The organism is Candidatus Tisiphia endosymbiont of Micropterix aruncella (assembly GCF_965178575.1).
Lineage (GTDB): Bacteria > Pseudomonadota > Alphaproteobacteria > Rickettsiales > Rickettsiaceae > Tisiphia.
Genome location: NZ_OZ238268.1, coordinates 458,503 through 484,036, shown reverse-complemented (window position 1 = coordinate 484,036; position 25,534 = coordinate 458,503). Strand labels below are relative to the sequence as shown.

General features: G+C 32.0%; 24 protein-coding genes and 1 tRNA gene. 12 read left to right on the top strand and 13 right to left on the bottom strand.

Annotation, left to right across the window (positions count from 1 at the left end):
* Positions 1–47 precede the first annotated feature (47 nt).
* Positions 48–1,403, top strand: coding sequence for an MFS transporter (locus ACN1AG_RS02315; RefSeq protein ID WP_417905347.1), 1,356 nt, complete (start codon positions 48–50; stop codon positions 1,401–1,403).
* Between the two features lie 3 nt (positions 1,404–1,406).
* Positions 1,407–1,898: a ribosome maturation factor RimM gene (gene rimM, locus ACN1AG_RS02310; RefSeq protein ID WP_417905346.1), complete on the top strand. Its 492-nt coding sequence runs from the start codon at positions 1,407–1,409 to the stop codon at positions 1,896–1,898.
* 9 nt (positions 1,899–1,907) lie between these two features.
* On the opposite strand, the gene typA is transcribed toward rimM, so the two are convergent.
* The 4 genes from typA to ACN1AG_RS02290 all read right to left on the bottom strand — a co-directional run bounded on the left by typA (position 1,908) and on the right by ACN1AG_RS02290 (position 6,497).
* Positions 1,908–3,728, bottom strand: a complete 1,821-nt coding sequence (gene typA, locus ACN1AG_RS02305) for a translational GTPase TypA (RefSeq protein WP_417905345.1) — start codon at positions 3,726–3,728, stop codon at positions 1,908–1,910.
* Between the two features lie 553 nt (positions 3,729–4,281).
* Positions 4,282–5,628, bottom strand: a complete 1,347-nt coding sequence (locus ACN1AG_RS02300; protein WP_417905344.1) for an MFS transporter — start codon at positions 5,626–5,628, stop codon at positions 4,282–4,284.
* Between the two features lie 210 nt (positions 5,629–5,838).
* Positions 5,839–6,228 carry a type II toxin-antitoxin system VapC family toxin gene (locus ACN1AG_RS02295; protein WP_417905343.1) on the bottom strand — a complete coding sequence of 130 codons (390 nt, stop codon included), beginning with the start codon at positions 6,226–6,228 and terminating at the stop codon, positions 5,839–5,841.
* A 26-nt stretch (positions 6,229–6,254) separates the two neighbouring features.
* On the bottom strand, positions 6,255–6,497 hold the full coding sequence (locus ACN1AG_RS02290; protein WP_367364440.1) for a type II toxin-antitoxin system Phd/YefM family antitoxin: 243 nt from the start codon (positions 6,495–6,497) through the stop codon (positions 6,255–6,257).
* A gap of 258 nt (positions 6,498–6,755) precedes the next feature.
* Here ACN1AG_RS02290 and ACN1AG_RS02285 point away from each other — a divergent pair, with 258 nt between their 5' ends.
* The gene (locus ACN1AG_RS02285; RefSeq protein WP_417905342.1) at positions 6,756–7,520 is read left to right on the top strand and encodes an HAD family hydrolase; all 765 of its coding nucleotides are present in this window, start codon (positions 6,756–6,758) and stop codon (positions 7,518–7,520) included.
* 289 nt (positions 7,521–7,809) lie between these two features.
* Here ACN1AG_RS02285 and ACN1AG_RS02280 read toward each other — a convergent pair whose 3' ends face one another.
* Positions 7,810–7,980 (bottom strand): hypothetical protein, encoded by a 171-nt coding sequence (locus ACN1AG_RS02280; RefSeq protein WP_417905341.1) that lies wholly within the window; start codon positions 7,978–7,980, stop codon positions 7,810–7,812.
* Positions 7,981–8,150: 170 nt separating this feature from the next.
* Positions 8,151–8,786 carry a sensor histidine kinase gene (locus ACN1AG_RS02275; RefSeq protein WP_417905340.1) on the bottom strand — a complete coding sequence of 212 codons (636 nt, stop codon included), beginning with the start codon at positions 8,784–8,786 and terminating at the stop codon, positions 8,151–8,153.
* A gap of 383 nt (positions 8,787–9,169) precedes the next feature.
* Between ACN1AG_RS02275 and ACN1AG_RS02270 the strand changes: the two genes are divergently transcribed.
* On the top strand, positions 9,170–9,967 hold the full coding sequence (locus ACN1AG_RS02270) for a DNA adenine methylase (RefSeq protein ID WP_417905339.1): 798 nt from the start codon (positions 9,170–9,172) through the stop codon (positions 9,965–9,967).
* A gap of 2 nt (positions 9,968–9,969) precedes the next feature.
* On the opposite strand, the gene ACN1AG_RS02265 is transcribed toward ACN1AG_RS02270, so the two are convergent.
* The 6 genes from ACN1AG_RS02265 to ACN1AG_RS02240 form a co-directional block, all read right to left on the bottom strand.
* Complete coding sequence (locus ACN1AG_RS02265; protein WP_417905338.1) at positions 9,970–11,700, bottom strand: hypothetical protein; 1,731 nt, start codon at positions 11,698–11,700, stop codon at positions 9,970–9,972.
* Positions 11,701–11,838: 138 nt separating this feature from the next.
* Positions 11,839–11,914: transfer RNA gene (locus ACN1AG_RS02260), tRNA-Ala, on the bottom strand.
* Between the two features lie 40 nt (positions 11,915–11,954).
* Complete coding sequence (gene idi, locus ACN1AG_RS02255; protein ID WP_341753869.1) at positions 11,955–12,506, bottom strand: isopentenyl-diphosphate Delta-isomerase; 552 nt, start codon at positions 12,504–12,506, stop codon at positions 11,955–11,957.
* A 4-nt stretch (positions 12,507–12,510) separates the two neighbouring features.
* Positions 12,511–13,797, bottom strand: coding sequence for a lipid IV(A) 3-deoxy-D-manno-octulosonic acid transferase (waaA, locus tag ACN1AG_RS02250; protein WP_417905337.1), 1,287 nt, complete (start codon positions 13,795–13,797; stop codon positions 12,511–12,513).
* Between the two features lie 8 nt (positions 13,798–13,805).
* Positions 13,806–14,384 (bottom strand): lysophospholipid acyltransferase family protein, encoded by a 579-nt coding sequence (locus ACN1AG_RS02245; protein WP_417905634.1) that lies wholly within the window; start codon positions 14,382–14,384, stop codon positions 13,806–13,808.
* Positions 14,385–14,434: 50 nt separating this feature from the next.
* Entirely contained in the window at positions 14,435–15,637 is a 1,203-nt protein-coding gene (locus ACN1AG_RS02240; RefSeq protein ID WP_417905336.1) for a pyridoxal phosphate-dependent aminotransferase, read from the bottom strand.
* Between the two features lie 239 nt (positions 15,638–15,876).
* Between ACN1AG_RS02240 and ACN1AG_RS02235 the strand changes: the two genes are divergently transcribed.
* The 8 genes from ACN1AG_RS02235 to ACN1AG_RS02200 all read left to right on the top strand — a co-directional run bounded on the left by ACN1AG_RS02235 (position 15,877) and on the right by ACN1AG_RS02200 (position 23,817).
* The gene (locus ACN1AG_RS02235) at positions 15,877–16,899 is read left to right on the top strand and encodes an SAM-dependent methyltransferase (protein WP_367364527.1); all 1,023 of its coding nucleotides are present in this window, start codon (positions 15,877–15,879) and stop codon (positions 16,897–16,899) included.
* Positions 16,900–16,906: 7 nt separating this feature from the next.
* Positions 16,907–17,662, top strand: a complete 756-nt coding sequence (locus ACN1AG_RS02230) for a VacJ family lipoprotein (protein ID WP_417905335.1) — start codon at positions 16,907–16,909, stop codon at positions 17,660–17,662.
* A gap of 13 nt (positions 17,663–17,675) precedes the next feature.
* Positions 17,676–18,257 carry an MlaC/ttg2D family ABC transporter substrate-binding protein gene (locus ACN1AG_RS02225; RefSeq protein WP_417905334.1) on the top strand — a complete coding sequence of 194 codons (582 nt, stop codon included), beginning with the start codon at positions 17,676–17,678 and terminating at the stop codon, positions 18,255–18,257.
* Positions 18,258–18,685: 428 nt separating this feature from the next.
* Complete coding sequence (locus ACN1AG_RS02220) at positions 18,686–19,681, top strand: ribose-phosphate diphosphokinase (protein WP_417905333.1); 996 nt, start codon at positions 18,686–18,688, stop codon at positions 19,679–19,681.
* A gap of 14 nt (positions 19,682–19,695) precedes the next feature.
* Positions 19,696–20,796 (top strand): alanine racemase, encoded by a 1,101-nt coding sequence (locus tag ACN1AG_RS02215; protein WP_417905332.1) that lies wholly within the window; start codon positions 19,696–19,698, stop codon positions 20,794–20,796.
* Positions 20,786–21,565 carry an MlaE family ABC transporter permease gene (locus ACN1AG_RS02210; protein ID WP_367364523.1) on the top strand — a complete coding sequence of 260 codons (780 nt, stop codon included), beginning with the start codon at positions 20,786–20,788 and terminating at the stop codon, positions 21,563–21,565. Before ACN1AG_RS02215 ends, ACN1AG_RS02210 begins: the two co-directional genes overlap by 11 nt.
* Positions 21,566–21,862: 297 nt before the next feature.
* The gene (locus ACN1AG_RS02205) at positions 21,863–22,624 is read left to right on the top strand and encodes an ABC transporter ATP-binding protein (RefSeq protein WP_341753860.1); all 762 of its coding nucleotides are present in this window, start codon (positions 21,863–21,865) and stop codon (positions 22,622–22,624) included.
* A gap of 281 nt (positions 22,625–22,905) precedes the next feature.
* Positions 22,906–23,817 (top strand): Rpn family recombination-promoting nuclease/putative transposase, encoded by a 912-nt coding sequence (locus ACN1AG_RS02200; protein WP_417905331.1) that lies wholly within the window; start codon positions 22,906–22,908, stop codon positions 23,815–23,817.
* Here ACN1AG_RS02200 and ACN1AG_RS02195 read toward each other — a convergent pair.
* Positions 23,806–25,533: an aminopeptidase P family protein gene (locus tag ACN1AG_RS02195; protein ID WP_417905330.1), complete on the bottom strand. Its 1,728-nt coding sequence runs from the start codon at positions 25,531–25,533 to the stop codon at positions 23,806–23,808. The two genes, ACN1AG_RS02200 and ACN1AG_RS02195, sit on opposite strands and share 12 nt — an antisense overlap.
* Position 25,534 lies beyond the last annotated feature (1 nt).

Genomic DNA, 25,534 nt, shown 5'->3' with positions numbered 1-25,534 from the left:
TATAAAAGACAATTGGTATTAAATAAGGAAGATAGATATAGACCAATATGAATAGATTAATACAAGCAGATGGGGTGCATCCTCAAACTCGTCTAACTAGAGAACAAAAAGAGGCTGTCGGATTACTTTCAATCGGTACCTTTCTAGAATATTTTGATCTGATGCTCTATATACATATGGCGGGAATTCTTAATGAGCTTTTTTTCCCAAAATATGATCCCCATGCAGCACAATTACTTTCAGCCTTTGCTTTTTGTGGCACATATTTATTAAGACCTATTGGGGCATTAATTTTTGGATGGATTGGTGATACTATAGGACGTAAAGTAACTGTTATTATTACCACTTTTATGATGGCATTTTCTTGTATTATTATTGCTAGTTTGCCAACTTATGCTGAAATAGGTATTACTGCTGCTGTAGTTGTATCAATATGTCGTATTATACAAGGCATGACTTCCATGGGAGAAATAATAGGGGCAGAATTATATTTGACTGAAACTATAAAACGTCCACAACAATATATGTCTGTAACAGTAATAAGTTTTTTTTCTGTATTAGGGGGAACCTTTGCTTTGGGCGTTGCATTTATTTCTAGCTCTTACAACTTCAATTGGCGTTATGCTTTTTGTTTTGGTGCATTGGTTGCGTTAATTGGTTCAGTAGCTAGAACAACTTTACGAGAAACACCAGAATTTGCTGACGCAAAACGACGAATGAAAATGATTTTTGCAGATATTAATGAGAATTCTAGTATATTGGAAAAGAATCCTATTTGGACAGAGAAAGTTAATAAAGTAACAGCTTTATCTTTGTTTTTAATATTCTGTGCTTGGCCAGTATGTTTTTATTTAACATTTATTCATTGCGGAGAGATACTTAAAAATAATTTTGGTTATACGGTTGAACAAGTTATTTATCAAAATTTCTTTGTTTCAATAGTAGACATGTTAGGGATTTTATCATTGGTATATTTATGTTATTACGTGTACCCCCTAATGATTTTAAAAATTAGAATGGTAATTTTTTGGGTTCTTATTCTGATTTGCCCATACTTATTGAGTCATGCTAGAACAGCTTTTGATATTTTTCTGTTCCAAGTATTTATTCTGTTGTTTATACCTAGTTTAGCTCCAGCCCGTTCAATTTTATTTACATATTTCCCTGTTTTTCAACGCTTCACATATGTTAGTTCTTTATTTGCTATATCTCATACTATTATGTATATTATCACATCTTTTGGGCTTATTTATTTAACAAAATATTTAGGTAATTATGGATTACAGATTATTATAATTCCAGTCATGATAGGATATAGCTTTGGCATATTTCATTTTGAAAAATTAGAGAAAATAACTGGAAACTATCCGAAAAAGAAAAAATGGTTTCTCTTAATGAATTAGGTGGTGTCTATTAAAGAAGATTTAATTTTTGTTGGTGTAGTATCATCAGTACACGGAGTGCAGGGTAATGTTTACGTCAAATCTTTTACTATGCCAAATACTAATATCATTAAAATGAATTTGGTGGATGAATTAGGAAAAAAAATTATCCTCAAACTCATTAGTCAAAATTCTAAAGGTGATATAATATGTAGATTTAACGAAATTAATAGTAGGACATTAGCTGAAGGGTTAAAGGGATGTAAGCTTTTTTGTCATAGGCGTGATTTCCCTTCATTAAGTGAAGATGAATTTTATATTGAAGACTTAAGAGGTTTACTGGTACTAGATACTAATTTGGTGGCTATAGGAAAAATTACAAATGTTTTTAATTTTAAAGCAGGCGATATCATTGAAATCGAGTTTGTCAGCAATAAAAAAGTAGAATTATTTCCTTTTAACAAGCAATTTTTCCCAGTAGTGACGAAAGAGCATGCTATTTTAGCAAAGATTTAACTATAGCAATTAGTCCTCATTACGTCGTTCTGATCTCTTTCGGTCATTAGGGTTTAATACTGCCTTACGAAGCCGGATTGATTTAGGAGTAACTTCTACTCTTTCGTCATTTTGGATATAGCTGATAGATTGTTCTAATGTCATAATGACTGGTGGGATAAGACGCATAGCTTCATCTTTGCCAGAAGCTCTGACATTTGATAATTGTTTGGCTTTCAGAGGATTTACCTCTAGGTCATTATCCCGATTATGTTCGCCTATAATCATTCCCTGATATACTAGTTCATTAGGGTTTATAAACATTTTTCCACGATCTTCAAGATTCCATAGAGCATAGGCAACAGATTCACCATCTCCATTAGAAATTAACACTCCATTACGTCTCCCTTCAATAATCCCTTTATATGAGCCATAACTATGAAAAACACGGTTCATAACACCTGTACCTCGAGTTTCGGTTAGAAACTGACCGTGGTAACCAATAAGACCGCGTGATGGTCCTAAAAATGTGACTCTAGTTTTACCGCCACCAGATGGACGCATATCAGTCATTTCTGCTTTACGTATTGCCAAGGATTTAACAACAACTCCAACAAAATCATCATCAACATCAACTTGGATTTCTTCAATTGGTTCTAATCTTTTTCCCTGTTCATCCTCTTTGAATAATACACGTGGTCTGCTGATTGATAGTTCAAAACCTTCACGTCGCATAGTTTCAATTAATATTCCTAATTGTAACTCACCACGACCTGCAACTTGAAAAGCATCTTTTTCTTCAGTTTGACTGACATGTATTGCCACATTACTTTCGATCTCTCGCATCAATCTATCACCTAAAACTCTTGATGTAAGCTTTGATCCTTCCCGTCCAGCAAGAGGAGAGTCATTTACTCCAAAGGTCATGGATAATGTTGGTGGATCTATAGGTAAGGAAGGGAGTGCTAGCATTATTTCAGGGTCACAGATAGTATCAGCTACCGTAGCGTTCTGAATTCCAGCAATAGCAATGATATCCCCTGCATATGCTACATCGACAGCTACGCGTTCCAATCCTCGGAATGACAGTATTTTACTTATTCTAGCATTTTCAATTACCATATTATCGCGATTAAGTACTTTAACATTTTGGTTAATCTTAACCGTACCGCTCTGCACTAGACCGGTAAATACACGACCAAAATATGAGTTATATTCTCTAGTAGTAACAAGCATAGAAAAGGGAAGGCTGCTATCAGCAACAGGAGCAGGTACATGAGATACTATCAAATTAAAAAGAGGAGAAAGGTCTTTTTGCTCATCTTCTAGATGGAGCGATGCCCAACCGCTACGTCCCGAAGCGTAGATAATTGGGAAATCTAGTTGTTCATTAGTTGCCTCTAATGCCATAAATAATTCAAATACTTCATCAACTACTTCACTTACTCTTCTATCAGGACGGTCGATTTTATTGATAACAACAATTGGTTTCAAACCAAGTTTTAGAGCTTTTGACAGCACAAATTTTGTCTGAGGCATTGTACCTTCAGAAGAATCAACTAGTAATACAACTCCATCTACCATAGTAAGAATGCGTTCTACCTCACCACCAAAATCAGCGTGACCAGGAGTATCAACTATATTGATACGGATATTTTCCCACATAAGGGAGGTACATTTGGCTAAAATAGTTATACCACGTTCGCGTTCAAGGTCATTTGAATCCATAGCACGTTCTGCTACTGCTTGGTTTTCTCGGAAAGTCCCACTTTGCTTAAGCATATTATCAACTAGAGTGGTTTTACCATGATCAACGTGGGCGATAATGGCAATATTGCGAATAGCAGACATCAAAAACCTTTAATATATTTTTTAGATGTGCATTATAGAGCAAAATATATCAAATTGGAATAGAGTTCTTGTGTTATAGTGAATTCAGTTGAATTAGCAGCAATGTTGCTTCTCGCTTGCTAGAATTCTTGGATTGGATTCACAATTTACGCGAATTCGGGATAAGAATTTGCCAATTCTTATCCCAAATTCGGTAAAATTATAGAAACAATCAGATTTGAGACGGCTCTGCATCTGATTGTTAAGTTAATATTTTGCTAAAAACATGATTTTAAAAGATTAAAATCATGTTTTTAGCTTTAGAAAGGTTTAAAATGCATTCGCGTTAGCCGCTTTAAGAATGCATTTTTCCTTATATTAAAGCCAATTAGGGATAAGAATTAACTAATTCTTATCCCTAATTGGGGTAATTTACAAACTCTAGGAGCTAAATCACTGGAAACAGCTAAAAAGATATTAGAGGAAACAGTAATAGATTTTTTAACTTTAGCTATGCATTTAAAAATACCAACAGTAACAAAACAAATTATGGCATTATGTTGTCAACATTTATCTATACCTCTACATGGAGCTTTTGTGGATAATTCCCAGTCTTTTTCTCCAACTTTTCAAAATGAAATAATCCAAATGCAAAACCTATGCAAACTGGAAACAATATCATCATTATCCCCCAATGATGCCAATACTCAGTTAAGTAAACAATCAAAAAAGAGGTAACTAAAAACATTAAGGCACGAGATATGGCAAATGTAAGACTAGCACAGCTAAAACGTTTAAAGACAGGAAAATGTTTATAATAGATTGGCTGTCCTGTGCTAGGACCGTTAGGTACAAATAACATAACGACTAATTGAATTAAAAATACATCAAATGAGTTATTAAGGTTATTTAATAAATAAGGGCAAGCTAAAGCAAATAGACAAAATATTAATAACAAAGTTTTTACAATTTTTAACGGATATATTTTATAACTTAAATATGTTAATACCAAAGTGCTTAAGAAGGAAAATATTGAGATAATAAAATTTTGATGAATAACCTGTTCAGCAGTGTAGCCAAAAGAATTTTTTAACATATTTCCGCAATAAATATAAGAAAAATAAAAACATACGGGACACATACATTCTATTAAAAACAAGGCTATTATTGTTACTTTATTAGCTTTTTCCTTCCATATCGGGTTGTTTTCCAGTTTTTTGAGATATATGCCGGCAACATTTGAAGTCTGCTGAAGAGTTTTTTTTAGTTGACGTTTGGTATTAGCAAATTCCGGCGTTTCTCTAAGACTCCTTCTAGCTACTGTACCAGCCAGTGCTACACTCGCTCCCATCCAAAATGCTATACGCCAATTAAATCCATAGGAGGTCACTAAAGATGCTATTCCTAAAGCAGCAACTCCTCCTAAAGTACTAAAAACGGAAATTGATGAAACAGCTGGGTATTGGCTTGGTGGATTTATAAATTCAGTTAAATAAAGTTGTACTCCTATTACCTCTCCCATAGAGGAGATTCCTTGTATTATACGGCATATGGTGAGTAACCAAGGAGCTGTAATACCTATTTGGGCATAGGTAGGTAGATTAGCTATTATAAGACATGATAAAGCCATTATAAAAGTCGTGATGATAACGGTAGTCTTACGCCCTATATTATCACCTATCCAACCAAAAATTAATGCACCAACCGGTCGAAAAACAAAGCCAGAACAGAAAGCTGTAGCAGAGTAAATTGCTGTAGTATGTGGATCATATTTTGGAAAAAATAGCTCATTAAGAAATACTGCCATATGAACATATAACATCAGGTCAAAATATTCTAGGAATGTCCCAACTGAAAGCAATCCAACGGCTTCTTTTTGTTTCCTTGTTAAACCTTTTTGTTCTTTATAGTTCCCTATCATTTATTCACCTTATAATTTTTAATAGTACTATAAATATTGATGATTTGGTTAATTAATAGCAAGAAAAAATGATATAGTAGGCTAAAATAATTAAACTATTGGTATAACAATATACTAGTACTTAATATAACCTGAAAGTTCGAGTGGAGATTTCTTTGACATAATTCAACTGAATTCACTATTAAGTGCATATTTGAAGTAATTAGTATTTTAAATTATAGATTCTATATTTGCTATCTTACAGCTATTAACCAAATTATTATCTAGAGTAGCAATTTTTGCTTCAAGGCGTAGGGATAATTCAAGGTAAGAAGCATTATAAGACGTTAGACCATATTTAGTTGCAATCCTTGCTATTATATGTAGAGATTCAGGGCTAGAACAAAATTTATCAATATTAATAGGAAGAGTATTTAAGAGGTGTAAATACTCTTCATAATTACTTTTAGTAATACGCTGTTTTTTTAAGGATGATATAAGCACATTGTTACATTCTAAAAAAAAGACAGCAGGGGCAAATATATTATATACTTTGTTAGAAATCTGATGGTAAATGTTATCGACCTTAAGCTGCTGCTCATCCGGTAAAATCGATGACATAATGAATGAACAATCTACTACTAAATTCATTTTCTACCAAGATTTTTCATTTTAATAACATCATCTGTAGAGCCAAGAGGACTACGTTTTTTAAGTTCAGCAAGTTTTTTAAATAGATCATCAAATCTTTGGGAATAATATTTAGCTACAGGTATAACAAAAGCTACCTCTTTTCCTCTGTTTGTTATGCATAATTCTTCACCTGCTTCTACTTCTTTAATTAGCTCCGGTAAGTGAGTTTTTGTTTTAAACATACCAACTATTCTCATGAATCCTCTTTAATAGACTAGTTAATTAAACTAGTTTATCATATTTTAATAAGCAATACAATATGCTAATAACAGTGATTAATATATTTCATTTTACTTAAATAATATTAATAATTTGCTTGCAAAAATTTTAAAATTAATTTATTAAGTTCTGAGTTTTTGGGTTCAAGAAGAATACCCTTTAAAAGGGTAATACAGTTTTTCCTATAAATTACTTAATTATAAAAAATAACAAAAATAAATATAAGAGAACAACAGATGTCAAAAGTAAAAAAGGCAAGATTAGAACTCCCCCCTTTTGATTTTAGCATAGTAAAAGATAAATGGGTAATGAATACTTCGGATTATGACCAACTAGAAGTTAAACAGCAAAAGGATTCTTTGGAAAAAGAAACTCAATCTGATAAGATGTTATTATGTATTGATTGGGATGGAACAATAGTAAAAGGCTCCTTACACAATGCTCTTAATACTACTTTCAATTATAAGAATTGTGTAGATCTATTTCTAGCAGATGAAACAAAAAGTTGGAAAAATAAAGAGCCATTAGTAGAATTGTTACAAAAAGTATTAACTATAGGATGTCATATAGCTATTGTATCTTTTGGCTCATATCCTGAGTGGATCAAATACGCTCTTAAGCAACTTGCTTTAGAATCGACTCTATTGGAAGAAACTCTATTGAAAAAATTTTATATAGTGTCACATCCTCGTAGAGATGGCTGTGAAGGCAAACAGGAGCATATAGAGGAAGCCAAGAGGCATTTTGGTGTTTCTGAGAATAAGAAGGTTGTTTTAATAGATGATGATTTAGATAATGTGGATATAGCAAGGCAAAATGGTATGCAGGGGATACATGTTGCCAAGGATATCGGGTATTTAACTGAGGCTTCTAAGATAGTTACAGCACAAGAACAAAAAGAAAATCAAATACAGACTGACTTTGATCAGCCAACAGAGAGTAAATTAGAACTGTTAGGTGAAGATCTTCCTTCCCTAGGAGACTCTTATGACACATTGTAGGGATTATACTATTTTGCTTTGAAAAAAAGCAATAGCAAAACTTCTAGGTATAGTTTAACAACCTAAGGTGTCATCCCTGCAAAGGCTTTGTTGCATGGATCACTAGTATGTCATTCCCGCGTAGGCGGGAATCTATAATATCTAATAACGTTAATTCGGGATAAGGATTAGTAAAAATAGCAGACATATATACACTACGAAGAGCAATTAATGTATGAATTCACAGAAATGCAATTTATACATATCCAAAATCTTGTATTAGTTATAGCTAAAGCATTTTTACTAATCCTTATCCCGAATTGACGTATTTAGCAATTGTATTTGCATCATCTAATTCTTTACGCATATCTCGCTGTTTTCCCTCAACGATACCAACCCCTGTATCATGCACAATAATTTGTAACATCTTATCTCGTGCATTATTTGTGCCATTTAAAGGTGGAAATAAACCAACTGTCACAATAACATGACCTTCTTTACGTCAATTCGGGATAAGGATTAGTAAAAATGCTTTAGCTATAACTAATACAAGATTTTGGATATGTATAAATTGCATTTCTGTGAATTCATACATTAATTGCTCTTCGTAGTGTATATATGTCTGCTATTTTTACTAATCCTTATCCCGAATTAACGTTCTTTAGTAAATTTAATAGCATTACCCACTAATTGATCCAATACTGCCTGCAATTTAGAATGATCGCCAATGATATAATCTGCCATATCATATTGAAAATTACAGGAAAGATTTAAGCCTTTACTTATCTCAGCTGGCCTAGCTTTAGTGATCGTTTTATTGACTAATTCTTTTATGTTAAATTTTTCTAGAGTTATGGTTGGTGCTGCAACATTCTGCCTTAAAAAGGCTAGAACATGATGCGAATAATCAAGTAATATTTCAGCACAATCTACTATAGTTTTGAGATAATGCTTTCTCTCTGTGTCTTGCTCTACTTCATAAAGAACGGTTATTAGGGCAAACATCCCACTGCAAGGCACTTCTATGCTATAACCAATATTGCGAATTAAATCTATTCTCATTAATTCATCTATTTTTAGTTTATTTTGAGCTTCTTGCAATTCTAGTTGTATTTCTTTATATCTAATAATGTCCGCATAATTTCCTTGTGGAGCTATCATTTGGCAAGCTTGATCGGATGGTATTAATGTGACAGTTGTTGGAGCTAGATGTAAAATCCAGTTTTTTTCTGTAGAATTTTCTATTTTATTGTTATCTTGTTGTTGATTTTCATTGTTAATTGTCATAGCATACCTCTGCTGTTTTCAGTGATGGAAATAGAAAGCCAGAGGTTAAAGGGTTAAACTTGCATAGTAAAATTTAACCTCTGAGCTTGATGCGTGCCTTAATTAGCAGCATCATTCACACAGATATCACCATAATTCTTGACAGTACAGAGGATTTGCCAAGTCTTTAACAGATTTTTGTCCAATCTGATACAGAGCTGCACAAATGAGACACTTAGATTGTGCTAATTAATAAAAGCAATTCTTAATTATAAAAATAAACAGAATAATAGTGTTTATTATACTAATAATAATACTAAAAAAGACCTGAAACTACAGTATTATCTGGCATTTAAGCCTATTTTAGATATAATCTAATAATAGAATATTTAATAAATAACTTTATGTCAGTAACTATAGAAAAAACCCAACCATTCATCCAATGGGTTGGTGGTAAAAGAAAAATTGTTGATCAATTAATTAAACATATTCCTTCAGGAGTAAGTAATTATTATGAACCATTTCTTGGCGGTGGTGCATTATTTTTCCAAGTCCGACACATGTTTAATAAATGCTATCTATCTGATATTAATCTTGATTTAGTGACGTCTTATAATGCGGTTAAAAAGAATCCACAAGCAATAAGTAAGTTACTTGATTCACATCAAGCAAATCATTGCAAAGACTATTATTATCAAGTTAGAAGTGATAATAATAGTAATAATCCTAATAAAATTACTGCAAGATTTATCTATCTTAATAGATATTCCTTTAAAGGAATATATCGTGTCAATATCAATGGTGAGCCAGCTCAAAGCTTTTCTAGTAGAAACTATCATAAATCTGACATTACTACTAAATTACAACAATGTAGCAGGCTGTTATCTAATACATCTATTTGTGCTATAGATTTTTCTTTTATTGAACCGCAGAAAAATGACTTTGTCTATTTCGATCCACCTTATCACCAATCTGGTGAGAAATTTTATACTAGATTGCCATTTGATGAACAAGACCAAATGAGACTAAGAGATTTTGCTAAGGAACTAGATAATCAAACTGTTAAATTTATGATCTCGAATAGTGATACAGCTTTTATTAGAAACTTGTACCAAGATTTTAACATTAATACTATCCAGGTCACCTATTCCATGCCACAGCAAAGAAAAACCTCTTATGAGGTAATAATTACAAATTATTAGTTTTAATTAATAATATTGTAATTATCATTCCAGCTAATTAATTCTAAGCTACAATTTTGAGCTTGCAAGGCGGCTTTTAAATCTTGCATATGACGATCTCTAATGTAATAATCATAAAAAGCTGAAGTGGGTTTAAGAGTTACTTTTTTATTGATTTTATCTTCTTTTACCACTATTAATTTACTAAAGGTAGCGATATCAACATATTTATTGTATCGTTCAATTAAAAATTTTCTAGCTTTATACCATAATGAATCAGGATTTAATTGTTTACTTAGCTCAAGCAAATAGGCATAATTTTCATCTTTAGTATTATTTCCTTGTGTTGTTGATATAGATCGCTTACATGGCATAATTTGTAACTTTGTTATTTTATTACCATATACCATTTGTACTTGCTGTAATATTTTAGTTTTAACATGTTCTGATAAGGAAATATCTTTTAATAACTTAACCTGAAATTGCTCCTCTAAAACTTTACCAAATGTACAAGAAGTTAACAACTGATAAGCTGTATCAGTATCAAAAGCACCAGAAATTTTACGTTTTAATTGAGCCTGCTGGCTATTATCAGTACAATATTTTATTTTCTGTAGATACTGCTCTTTAGTTTTATTGTCATCACTAGATTTAAACTGGAAATTACTAGAATTAGCTTTAGTAGTTTCTCGTAGTTCATTGCTTAAAGCTTTAGCCATATAGCTCAACAACACTTTCTTATGACCAAAATGATGATTTGAATATTCCCCAGCTAGCTTTAATAGCAACTTATTGATAAAGTCTAAGTTAAATTCTCGATTTGATTTAATCTGCAATAAATTAGCATCTTCTTGAGTTAAAGGATAAAAATCAGCTAATCTTTTTCTTCTGAACCAGCTATTTTTATGGTTTACAACTGGAATGCATGAACTATTGGAACAATTTGACTCTATTACTGACTGACGTTTCTGTGAGACTTGCTGAACAACTTTTTGTAATGTTCTACTAAGTGGCAAGGCATCTCTCATAGGATTTTCAGCAGATGTATTAGTATTATCAACTTGTGCTTCATCTGATAATTCTTGTGCAAATTGTAAAATTGGCTCAATCTTTTGTTGTGGTAATTGCTGGTTTTCATCAATTTCATTAGCATCAACTTGATTTTTTTCATTTTGAAAAATTTCAGATTTGCCATATCTAGATTTATTAGATATATTTTTATTATTATCTATATATATAGAGTGATCCAAACTTTTTTGGGGTTGAGCCAAAAATTCTTTGGGGTTAGCCCCAAAGTTTTTTTGAGTTGAGTCTAAAATTTTTTCATCTTCAGTAGAAATTTTTTGAGAATGAGGTTGGAAAATTCTTGCCAGTTTAATACAAGGAGTATTACGGCACTTAATGCCATATTTGACTATGGTTGCTTTACGAAGATCAATAAAGCCAGCTTTCTGCAACTCCATCAAACATTGCCTAACCCGTTCTTGGCAAACTCCTAAAGACTGTTCAAAAAAGTTATAAGTTTCCTGGAGTTCATCTATGCTATTATTATGATAGATTTGTAAGCGAAATACGATCAATGATAGGAGCTGCCTAGCAGTTTTACTTAAAACTTTACCATTACTGGAAGAAAGAGTCCGCCATTCAGGTGGCACAAAATTACCAACAAAATGGTAAAAGATAGTAGAATTATTACCAACATCACTACCAGTAGTAGAACAGGCAGGAAAAAAAGAGCAGCATATAGTGTGCATAATACCTCAACTTAAACATCAGGTTTAAACGAGGTAATAGAGCAATTAAGATACCATTTTTGAAATTATTAGCAGCATATAAGCAGCATAAGGATATTTACGAGGAAAGTAGAAAATTATGAGAAGGTTGGAGGTATCTGGTGGAGACAGGGGGAATCGAACCCCCGACCTTTTGAATGCCATTCAAACGCTCTACCAACTGAGCTATGACCCCTAAAAATACTTTATATCATTAGTCCAGCTTTATACTATAGTTACAGAGCTGAATCCATAAATTTTTTGAATATTTCATTATTTTCTAATATCTCGAACTCTTCGATGCACCAAGGGGAAAATTTTGTTTGGTGTTTTTCCATATATAACTTAAAGTCTACCCATTTAAGTAATTTTACTTCTGCTATTTCTTGTTCATTTATTTTTATGATATCATCTGATAAAGCCAAATATATCGGGCATATTTCATTTTCTACAATATTATTTATAGCAAATTTATAGCGATAATTAGCAATAAGATCTACTCTCTGTAGGCTTACTAAGCCTAATTCAAATTTTGCATGCCTATAAATTGCTTGTTCATAAGTTTCGTTAATTTGTGGATGTCCGCAGAAACTATTTGACCAAAATCCACCCCAAGTTTTTTTGAGTAAACTTCTTTTTTGTATCAAAAATTCTTTTTTGCTATTGAAAAGAAATACAGAAAATCCTCTATGTAATGGAGTATTAGAATTATGAGCTTTTAACTTATCCTCTATTCCAAGGATATTATCTTGCTCATCAACTAATACAACATGTTTTGAGTATAACATAACACTAATTCTCCACTAAGTGTTTTTCTATAATATTTAAATAATTACCTAAAATTTGTTGGTTTTTTTTGACAAATTCCAAAGCATTAGCCTGATAAACTTTAGATTCCTGAGTACCAGTCTTAGATAGAAGATACTCAATTTTATTCAGCAAATCGTTTTCATCTCGAATTTGAGTAGCAGCTTTATTAGTAAGCATTTCATTAGCAATATTAGCAGAATTACTCATATCTGGCCCAAATATAATATAATTAGCAAAATATGCTGGTTCAAGTACGTTATGCCCTCCTTGTTTAAATGAACCGCCAATGAATGAGATATAGGCTATGCTAAAAAACAATCCAAGTTCGCCAAATTTATCAACAATGTAAAGATCATCAGTTAGAATAGGTATATTTTGTTCGGACTTGATACTATAAGTTAAATTTAATTGAGTACACGCTTTTCCTATATCATTCTTACGCTCAGGATGGCGTGGAATTAGAATAAAATAGCAATCTGGGTGTCGCTGTTTTATTGGTTTTATAATATTAAGTACTACTACCTCATCGTCTAGGTGGGTGCTAGCAAATACAACAACTCTTTTACCACTCATATGTTGTGTAAAAATTGTTAACTCTTGTTCATTTACAGGTAATTTTTTGTTGGCAAATTTAATGTTACCTAAATTAACTATATTTGTCACACCAAGTTGCGTAAATTTTTGGAAATCACGGTTACTTTGCACAATAATCTCACTGAAGTTAGCGATAACTAACCTAAAAAATGAACTTATTTTTTTCCATGATTCAAATGATTTATCAGAAATACGTGCATTCAATAATAATAGTTTACAATGTTTTGCCCCTTCACTAATGAGACATGGCCATAACTCTGATTCAACAAAAATTCCTAGGTTTGGTTGCCAATTTTTAAAAAACTTTTTAACAAAAATAATATTGTCTATAGGAATGAATTGATGAATGGCATTTTGCGGTAGTTTTTGTTGTAATATTTTTCCAGAAGATCTAGTTCCCGAAGTAACCAAAAACTTTAAGGCGGTTTTTGGCATAGTTCTTTTTAACCAAAGATTATTGATATTTTCAACTAAGGTAAGAGCTATAAGAGATTCCCCTATACTGGCTGCATGTATCCAAACTAAAGTTTCATTTCGTTTAGTATGTGCATGGAAAATAGCAAAACGTTCCTTAATACGTTTTATATCTTCTTTGCCAATAATAACTCTTAATACTAATAAAAAGAAATACAGTGGAAGAAATAGAAAACTTAAGACATGGTATAAATAGATCATAGATAGATTTACTTCAACCCTGTTAATGCTTGTGCTAAATTAATATTGTCCTGGTTTTCATTTCCTACAAAAGCTAGTGGTAAGCCTATAAAAGCTGTTATTTTACCAAAAGGTAGAGGCATAATCAGTTTATCCCAACTTTTAAGTAAAAAATATCTAGAAGCACTACAAGAAACTGGTATCAATTTTATATTATATTTTTGAGCAACTTTGTTAATATTACTATTTATTTTATAAATAGGTCCACGTGGACCATCTGGTGTAATCACTATATTACTACCGTTATGTAACTTTTTGATAATTATTTTTAAAGCTGATACAGGATTCTTATTACTAGAACCATTTATTACCCCAAAGCCAAATTTACCTACTATATCACTAATTATTCTGCCATCTCGATGAGGGGAAATAAGAGCATAAATATCTTTATGACCGGCAAATATTCCTGGACCGAAAGCCAGCCTATTATGCCAAAAGGCAAAGATCACCCCTTTTTGTGCTAAAAATTCCTGTTTATTGTAATTATCTGAAAAGACAAATTGCCAGCGACAGGTAAAATAAACCACTCTCAAATAAGCATACAGCATCTTAGTAACTACACTAAGTACAAAATTGTTTTTTTTAAGGATTTTTTTTATCACGTTAATTGATTACAAGCATTCTTTATACGCGAGCATGCTTGCTCCAAATTGTTTATCGAAGTTGCGTATGAAATTCTAAAATAACCTTCTAGACCAAATGCAATACCAGGAATAACCGCAACGTTACATTCTTCAAGCAGATATTCTCCAAAGTCGTTACTATCTTTGATAATTTTACTAGAAGGGGTTTTAAGACCAAATAATTCATTGCATTTAGGAAATAGGTAAAATGCCCCTGCTGGTTTATCGCAACTAATACCCTTGGTATCACTTAGGATTGATAATGTTAAATCACGTTTTTCTTGAAAGTTTTTTGCATTAGACCTAATAAAATCTTGAGTGCCAGTTAAAGCTTCAATAGCTGCCATTTGGCTTATAGAACAGGGGTTAGAAGTACTTTGTGACTGAATAATAGTCATTGCCTTAATTAATGATTTAGGCCCAGCCCCATATCCTATACGCCATCCTGTCATAGAATAAGCTTTTGATACACCATTAACAGTAAATATTCGATCTTTTAAATCCGGTGCTACTTGGGCAAAAGTATAAAATTTAAAATCATCAAAAATAATATGCTCGTAAATATCATCTGACATAATGTTTACATTGGGATATTTGCGTAGTAATTCAGCAATATCTGCTAGCTCTTGGTGAGAGTATGCAGCTCCTGTTGGATTACTCGGTGAGTTAATAATTAACCATTTAGTTTTTTGGGTAATTACTTGCTCTAGAGCTTCAACAGTAAGCTTAAAATTGCTGTCAATGCCACAGTTAACAAATACCGGAATTCCCTCAGCTAACATTACCATGTCTGGGTATGAAACCCAGAAAGGACTAGGAATAATTACTTCGTCCCCTTGGTTAAGGGAAGCCATAAATAAATTATAGATTACTTGTTTACCACCGCTTAATACTATTATCTCATCTAGATCATAATCTAAATTATTTTCATACTTGAATTTAGTCTGTACTGCTTGTTTAATCTCCAAAGTACCATCAACATTTGTATATTTTGTGAAACCATCTCGCACCGCTTTAATTGCAGCCTCTTTGATATTATTGGGTGTGTCAAAGTCGGGTTCACCAGCCCCAAGAGAGATGATATCTCTGCCTAGCTTTTTTAGTTCAAATGTTTTTTTGACTAAAGCTAAAGTTGGAGATGGTTTTATTAGATCTAAGCGTTTAGCAATGAGTGACATGATTCTGTAGAACCTTATAATTATTTTCGTATTACGCGAATTCGGGATAAGAATTAACTAATTCTTATCCCGAATTGGGGTGTATTATACTATGTTGTTAAAAAAAAACAATTATTGAAAGCAAAATAGTACAATATGATTTATTTTATATAATTTATTACTATAAGTATTAGTGTCATTTGATATATATGTTATTATATGATGAATATATGTTTACAAAATCAAATTCATAGCAATTTATGTTCGGCAGCAAAATTATTCGTAACAGTTACGGCTCAATAAAAGACAAAATAAAATTATATTATCATTGTAGTAAAAATTTTCCATCTTGGTATAGGGAGAAAATCTTTACGTGTATCAATTATTTTGTCGATGTAAAATATAAGGTAACACACTTAAAAGAAACTAATTTTAATCTTGGTATAGAACATTTGTATAAAAATAACTTAAATGACGCTATACTAAGGCTCAAATTGGTTGATAAAATTTTTTCTCCTAACGACCATCAAGCTAATTATTGGCTTGGTTGGACATATTTCTTAAAAAATAATTATGAAAAAGCTTTGTATCATCTACAAAAAGCTTTTGAAGCTGATCAAGTAAGGTTAGAATCTTTTCTACAAAATTATAATAATTTGTCAGAGATTCCACCGCAAATTTGGCATCAATATAGAAATCTTACCGCTGAATATTATGGCAATAAATTTCGTAGTAATAATAAACTATACCTACCTTACAGTTTTGTAAGCACAACTATGAATAACATAACAGACTTACCTGATAATTACCATATTTTGGAGCTAGGTAGTAATATAGGTTTAGTGGGTTATGAAGTGAAAAAGCGTTTTCCTGATGGCTTTACTTTTACCGGTGTTGAAAATTCAGAAATTATGAATAAGCTTGTTACCGTATATGGCAATATTTATGATCAGTTATTAGAAATTTCAATATCGGATTTTATTAAACATGACTCTAATAAATATGATGTAGTACTAAGTTTTAACTCTCTTTCTTTTACTAAAAACCTATTAGATTACTTTAATTCTATTTATTCTATAGTCAATGCATTAGGGTATTTTGCATTTTGTTTACCAATAGATAACGTCACAAACCTTTCGTTAAAGAGAAAAGGATTTATTTTTACTATAGCAGATATTAAGAAAGCTTTAGGTCAAACTAAGTTTACCATATTAAATAGTGAAGAATTAGCTCTAGAAAAAAATGATAAATACTATATGGTGATTTGTAAGAAAAACCATTAATGACGCCATGAAGCAATTTATATTACTATTGTTAATTAATTTTTCTAGTATAACTGCAATAGCAAGTACTCAAAATACTCAAGATGATGAAGATTTTAGGTATGTTTATAATGAAGGTAAGGGGTGTACTCAAGTCTATGACCCTTATGAGAAACTAAATCGTAAAATCTTTGCCTTTAATTCTGTTTTAGACTATCTGTTCTTACGACCTATTACTATAGGCTATAAACGAATTAGTAATAATTATACTAGGGCTAGAGTGAGTAGTTTTCTAGATAACGTTAGTATGCCTTTGACTGTTGTCAATTATGGCTTACAGATGAATTATGATCAAACTATGAAAAGTCTATGGAGATTTTTAATTAATGCTACGTTTGGTATAGGTGGGTTATTTGATGTAGCAGATAAAATTGGATTGAGAGTTACTAAACAAACTTTGGGTAGTACTTTTGCCCACTATGGAGTTGGTCCTGGACCATATTTAGTCATACCATTTCTTGGTGGTACTAATGCAAGAGATAGTACAGATGCTATATTTACAAATAGTTACTTAAATCCTATAATGTACGCGGTACATAGAGATTTTGAAATCATAGTTTCTGGTGTACAACTTATAAATACTAGGTTAGGATTATTACCGTTTACTGACTATATAGGATCTAGTTCTACTGATCCTTACATAGCTGTAAGATCAGCTACGCATCAAAATCGTGAATCTGTAATTTGCTATCCTAAGCAATTTAAATGCCCTAAACCTAATTAAAAAATGCAAAATTATGAAAAAAATTATTGTTTATTTAATTTTAAGTTTCCTGTCTTTGTCAGCCTACTGTGCTACTACTGATAACAAGGTGATTGATAATTATGTTAATCAGCTAATAAAAGATGGGCTAGACGTATTTAAAGATGAGAGTTTAAATCAAGACGCTAAAATTGCTAAAAGTAAAAAGCTAATTTTAGCTAACTTAGATCTAAATTGGATGGCTAAATTTACCCTTGGTGTTTACAGAAGAACTCTAACTCCTGAACAAATTAAACAATTCACAGAAGTTTACAGTAATTATGTAAGCAAGTCCTATGCTGATTTAGTAAAGAATTACCAGGGTCAAGAACCTAAAGTTCAACAAGTGTGTGTTCTTGATGAAGGAGAGTTTATGGTAGAAATGTTAATAGGAACTGCTAAAGTAAATTACTTAGTACGTCAAGTAAAGAATGCAAGCGATAAAACTAATTTAAAAGTCTCAGATGTTATTACAGAAGGTGTTAGTCTTATCAATTCTCAACAGTCAGAGTTCATGAATATTCTCAGTAATAGTGGTTTTGAAAAATTGATAGATGAATTGATGAAAAAGTCGTGATTTTTTAAAAGGCGTATATACTCAAATGATTTGAAGAATTGGATTTGAAAATGAATGGTGAGCAGGCGTAGCGTATATATAGTACGTGAGCATGCGAATCCATGATATTTTCAAAAAACAATTCTTCAAATCATTTGAGTATACTTATACGTCATTACGAGCGAACGTATGTGAGCGTGGCAATCCATGAAACTTGTCATAGCTAATACTCGATAATCAAGTTTTTTCTAAGGCATACAATTCATGGTAGTTTAAAAGTCATGAAAAGAAGTTGAGAAGATGTCATTCCCGCGTAGGCGGGAATCTAAAAATACAAAAACACCTTAGACGTAAAGGTTTTTGAGATCCCTGCCGCAGCTCGGATGACATAAACTACCATGAATTGTATGCCTTAGCAAAAACTTGATTATCGAGTAATAGACGACAACTTGAATAGAAATAATAAAAATATTTTTCATAAAACACTTAGTGCAAATTATAATTATTGTATACTACAAAAACTTAAACCAATTATTATAATTAGCATGAAAATTCTTGCAGGTCTTAGTCATAAAAAATTAGCTAGATGTTTAGCTGAGGAACTAAATTGTAAATATGTCGAAACTTATATTACAACTTTCGATGATGCTGAAACAAGGGTAGAAATCCTTGAAGATATGCATAAGTGTGATGTTGTTATAGTACAATCTACTTCTAGACCAGCCAATAACCACTTGATGGAACTTTTATTATTAGTTGATACGGTAAAAAGAGCGGGAGCTTCACAAGTAACTGCGGTTATACCGTATTTTGGTTATAGCCGCCAAGATCGTAGATCTTGTAGTTTTACTCCAGTATCGAGCCGTCTTGTAGCGAATATGCTGGAAGTTGCTGGTGTTGATCATGTAATAACTGTCGATTTGCATTCACAGCAATTAGAGGGTTTTTTTAAAATTCCAGTACAAAATCTTGATCCAATAAGTTTATTTGCTCCGATTATTGAAACTTATAATAATTCTATTATTGTATCTCCAGATGTTGGTGGTTTTGTACGTGTACGTGATGTGAATAGGCTTTTTAACATGAATATAGCTGTTATTAATAAAAGTAGAGATATCAAGAGCTCTAATGATAAATGTCAAATGTCAGAAATAATAGGTAACGTTTCCGGCAAGCATTGTATATTAATTGATGATATTGTTGATAGTGGCGAAACCCTTTGTAAGGGAGCTAAGCTATTAATGGAAGTAGGAGCTTTATCTGTCAATGCTTTTATAACTCACCCAGTGCTTTCTAGAATGTCTAAAGAAAATATTCAGAATTCTGATGTAATGAACGTATATATAACTGATACAATAGAAACTACTGATTTACCATCTAAGTTCCATGTAATATCGGTTGCTCCAATTATTATAGCAGCATTACAAAAATCTGTAAGATTATGAGAATTTAGAACTTTATGCATACTGATAAATGTACACTTGAAATAGACTTAGCAAAAATTCGTGCTAATTATCGTATTATTTCTAAAATTTGTAAAACTTCAGAGATTGCTTCCGTGGTAAAGGCTAACAGCTATGGACTTGGTGCTGATGCTATCGCACCAGCCTTACAGATGGAGAATTGTCAAAGTTTTTTTGTAACCTCAGTTGATGAAGGAATATCATTACGTAAAGTATTGGGGCAAAAATCTAATATTTTTGTGTTTAATGGTGTATTTTACAATGATGTTGAGGAATTTAGGAATAGTAATTTAATTCCTGTGCTTAATAGTTTAGAGCAAGTTGAAATTTGGCAAAAATTTGCTACTCTTAAAAAAGAAGTGCTACGCTGTACAATCCATGTTGATACTGGTATGAATCGCTTAGGAATGCTCGACACAGAAATGCAACATATAATAGACAAACCCGATCTATTAGTTGGTCTTGAATTGCAGTATATTATAAGTCATTTATCTACATCTGAAATAGTTGATGATCCTTATAATTTACAACAATTAAAAAAGTTTAAGCGTTATTTAAAATATTTCCCAAAAGTCAAAGCTAGTCTAGCTAACTCTAGTAGTATATTTCTAGGACAAGAATATCATTTTGACTTAATACGTCCTGGTGCAGCATTATATGGACTTAATCCTTTGGGAAATGCCTTGGAAAATCCAATGCATAATCCAATAAGACTGACTGCTCCAATAATACAATTGCAAGAATTACCACCGGAAAGTTACATTGGTTACAATATGACCTTTAAAACAAATAGTAATAGGCTAATTGCTACCTTGCCTCTTGGTTATGCTGATGGCTATCCCCGGGCTTTTAGCAATTGTGGAGTAGTAGTTATTGATTCGCATTCAGCTCCTGTAGTTGGCAGGGTATCAATGGATTCAATTACTATTGATGTTACTGAACTACCACCAAACAAAATTTTTCTAGGACAACAAGCTGAAATTATAGGGAATTATTGTACTTTAGATAAAATAGCGAATATAATAAATACCATTGGTTATGAAATTCTCACTCTACTAGGTAGCAGATATAAGAGAGTATACAAAAATGATTCTTGATACCGTTAATTTATTAGGTAAACATACTATTAGTTTTGCAAGGACTATAGGGGCTTTCTCTCTATTTACTATTGCAGGAGTCACTAGTATTTTTAAGAGACCTTTATATTACAACTTAGTGTTAAAGCAGTTATTGTCTATAGGTTTTTATTCCTTACCAGTTGTAGCTATGACTACCTTCTTTTCTGGTGCTGTGCTGGCATTACAAAGCTATACAGGTTTTTCTCGTTTTTCGGCTGAAAGTTCAATAGCTACGGTGGTAGTTCTTTCAATAACTAGAGAGCTTGGACCAGTTCTTGCTGGTCTTATGGTTGCTGGTAGGGTTGGTGCATCAATTGCTGCTGAAATAGCTACTATGAGAGTGACTGAACAAATAGATGCACTTTATACTTTGTCAACTGATCCCATAAAATATTTAGTTTTTCCAAGAGTACTAGCCGCAGTTATTACGTTACCATGTTTAGTATTAATAGGTGATATATTAGGAGTAATGGGTGGTTATTTGGTAAGTGTTTATAAGCTTGATTTTAATAGCTTTAATTATATAACGAATAGCTTTAAGTTTTTAGAACCAATAGATGTCATTTCTGGCTTGGTAAAAGCAGCAGTGTTTGGTTTTATTATCTCAATAGTAAGTTGTTATAGTGGTTACTATTCAGGTACAGGAGCAAAAGGAGTTGGGACGAGTACAACTTCTGCGGTAGTAAATTCTTCAGTTCTTATTCTAATCAGTAATTACTTGATAACAGAGTTGTTTTTTAAAGTATAAGACTCGATGACACGCGAATTCGGGATAAGAATTGACAAATTCTTATCCCGAATTCGGTGAAATTATAGAAACAATCAGATTTGAGACGGCTCTGCATCTGATTGTTAAATTAATATTTTGCTAAAAACATGATTTTAAAAGATTAAAATCATGTTTTTAGCTTTAGAAAGGTTTAAAATGCATTCGCGTTAGCCGCTTTAAGAATGCATTTTTCCTTATATTAAAGCCAATTCGGGATAAGAATTAACTAATTCTTATCCCGGAATTGGGGTATGACGTGTATATGTAGAATAGATTATGGATAACGAATCAAAAATAAAAATACGCTCATTATATAAATCTTTTGGCGATCATAAGGTACTTGATGGTATAGACTTAGATATAAAGCGGAATAGTTCAATAGTAATTCTTGGGGGATCAGGAACTGGTAAATCAGTGTTAATAAAGACTATAGTTGGTTTAATGCAGGCTGATGAAGGTAGTATAGTTATTGATGAAGTGGAGACTGTAAACATTTCAAGTAAAGATAGATTTAAAATGATGGAAACCATGGGGTTTCTATTTCAGGGGGGAGCTCTTTTTGATTCTTTAACTGTTCAAGATAATATTACATTCTTTACTGAAAAACTGTATAAATTATCTCCAAAAAATAAAGAGGAGTTAGCTGCATCTAAACTTAATTCTGTAGGTTTGTCTACAAAAATACTGGGGCTTTATCCATCTGAGCTTTCCGGAGGTATGCAAAAGCGAGTATCTTTAGCTAGGGCTATTTGTGGCGACCCGTTGATTCTTTTCCTTGATGAACCAACTACCGGTCTTGACCCTATAATGGCTAATGTTATCAATGAATTAATAATTAAAGTTCAAGAGGAGCTAAAGGCTACTACCATCACCATAACTCATGATATGAATAGTGCTTATATGATAGCTAAAGAGGTTGCTATGATTTATAAAGGGAAGATTTTATGGTTTGGTAAAAAAGATGAGATAAAAAATAGTGATAATCCTTACTTGCAACAATTTGTTAATGGTTTAACTACTGGACCAATTGAGATTTAGTATGGTGTATTCAATAATAGCAAGTCAACTAAATCTACAAAATTAAATAACAACCTTCATAGAACCTAATGAGTTTCTGAACCAAGTTTTTTGAAAATTGAAAAAATGTTATAATTATTTCAATTTTAGGTATATTTTTAGTTGACTAGCTAATGTATAAGTTATAAAAATGTCTTTTAGGTAGCTTCTTGGTATAAGCATTATTTATCGAATATTACTTAGTGCTTGAGAGTTTTTTTGCTATACTACTAATGAGTATTATATAATTTAAGTTATTTATTATGGCTATTTCCCGTTTTCTCGATCCAAAAAATGATTTTTGCTTTAAGCAAATCTTTGGTACAGAGAAAAATAAAGATATATTAATTCACTTCCTTAATGATATTTTAGGATATCAGGGAAAGGATCAAATTATTGAGGTTAGTTTTCTTAAAACCATCCAAGATCCTGTAATTGCTGCATATCGGCAATCTATTGTCGATGTTTTGTGTAAAGATCAGAATGGCACACAAGTAATTGTTGAAATGCAGGTTAGCGAACATAAGGGATTTGAGAAAAGAACTCAATTTTATGCAGCTAAAGCCTATTCACAGCAGATACTTAAAGAAGATAAAAATCATAAGAAGTTAGCAGTATATGCTAAACTAAAAGGGGTGATATTCCTAGCTATTGCCGATTTCATCATGTTCCCAGATAAGAAAGATTGGAAATCAACACATCGAATGTTGGATAACAAGACTTATGAACATGATCTCAAGGATTTTTACTTTATCTTTGCTGAACTGCAGAAATTCCATAAAACCATTGACCAACTAGAAACTATTGAGGAAAAATGGATGTATTTCTTTAAACATGCCCATCATAGTACTTTAATAGAAATGGAGCATTTAATTGGTCACGATATTATTATTAAAAGAGCTTTCCAAGCAATAGACCAAGCTTCTTGGTCAGAAGAAGAGCTAAATACCTATGATCATATAACCAAAACCCAACTAGATAATCTAGCAGTAGAGCAGTTCAAAATCGAACAAGCTGAAAAAGCTGCTGAAACTAGAGGCGAGGCTAGAGGTGAAAAGAAAAAAGCTATAGCTATAGCTATAGCTAAAATTTTACTTAAAGAAAATATGACGTCTGAGTATATAGCAAAGATTACCGGTTTGAGTATTGAAGAAATCAATAAGCTAGAAAAGTAATTGATTACTTAACCATTTCTGTCCTCTAATTGAAAGTAGAGGATAAACTTGTTGTTTAATTTTTTGATAGTATTGTTCTATATAATTTATCTCATCTGCGTTTAGCATTCTGCGATCTATTAAATCTTTTGCATAAGGAACAAGGGTAAGCGTGTCAAACTCTAGATAATTTTCATCCTGTAAAGTATTTTTGACATACATCAGATTTTCTATTCTAATGCCAAATTCGTTCGTTTTATAATAACCTGGCTCATTGGATACAATCATACTAGGTTCTAGAATAACGTTACTGCGTAAACTAATATTTTGTGGTCCTTCATGAACACTTAAGAAACTACCAACACCATGACCTGTACCATGTGGGTAATCTTGTCCATCTCTCCATAAAAACTGCCGAGCTAGCACATCTAAATTAGCTCCAGTAATAAGATTAACTGGAAACTTAATCATCGACAAAGCAATATGCCCCTTAAGAACTTGAGTGTAACGTAATTTTTGTTCTTTGGTAGGGTATCCACCTATAGCAAGAGTCCTAGTTACATCAGTAGTACAACCGTTATATTGACCACCAGAATCAATTAATAATATGCCTTTACCTAAGATTTTCTTTGCCCCCGTGTTTGTTGCTCGGTAATGAATTATAGCACTATTTTCCTTAAAGCCACATATAGTCGGGAAGCTATCCATAACATATTGATCTTGTTTAAATCTAAACCCTGTTAATATTGCTCCTAAATCATATTCAGTTTGATCTTGTAAATTTGGTAGTTCGAATAAATATGCAAAGAATTCGCATAGTGCCACCGCATCCTTAATATGGAAATTAATTGCATGGTTAATTTCAATATCGTTTTTACGGGCTTTAGCTAATTGACAAGGATCATTAATTTTTTCTATTATCTTAGTGCTTAGCAAATCTATGATATAATTTGAAGTGAAGTTTTCGTCAATTAGGACTTTATTAGCTTGACTCAATATATCAGCAAATTGTGCTGAAGGTAAGATAGTTATATGAGGACGAGCAAGTATAATATCTTGATCCACCCTATTTGGATTAGTAAATAAATATAGTTGATCCTTAGTGATTAGGACTATACCAAGCATCAATGGTGAATATGGAATGTCACTTGCTCTGAGATTTAATAACCAGCATATTGAATCTGCTGCAGTAACAATCATGGTATCTGCAGAATATTTAGTGAGTAGATTACGGCACATGGTAATTTTATCACTATACGATTGACCAGCAAACTTATCATCATAAATATATATTTTTGATGATGGCTCAGCCGGCCTATTACGCCAAATTTGATCTACTAAATTATTAGATACCTTATGTAAACGAGGCTTTATTTTAGAAAATATTTTTAACTTAACATTAGTGAAGAGTTTCGCATCATACCCCAATATACCATCATTACCTAAATAATCATCCCAAGGAAAATAGGGTAAATCTTTAATATCAAAAATCTCAAAAATTTTTGGATCTAGTTCACGCTTACTTTGTTCTAGATAACGACCATCTGTGAAAAAGATAACATTATTTTTGCAGATCACCACAATACCGTTTGACCCACTAAAGTTAGTCATATATTGCAGTCGTTTAGCACTTTCATGAACATACTCGCTAAGATATTGATCATTAGACGGTACTATATAGGCATCTATTTTATACTTAGCAAAAAGGGCTCTAATATTGCTAATACGTTCTTGCATT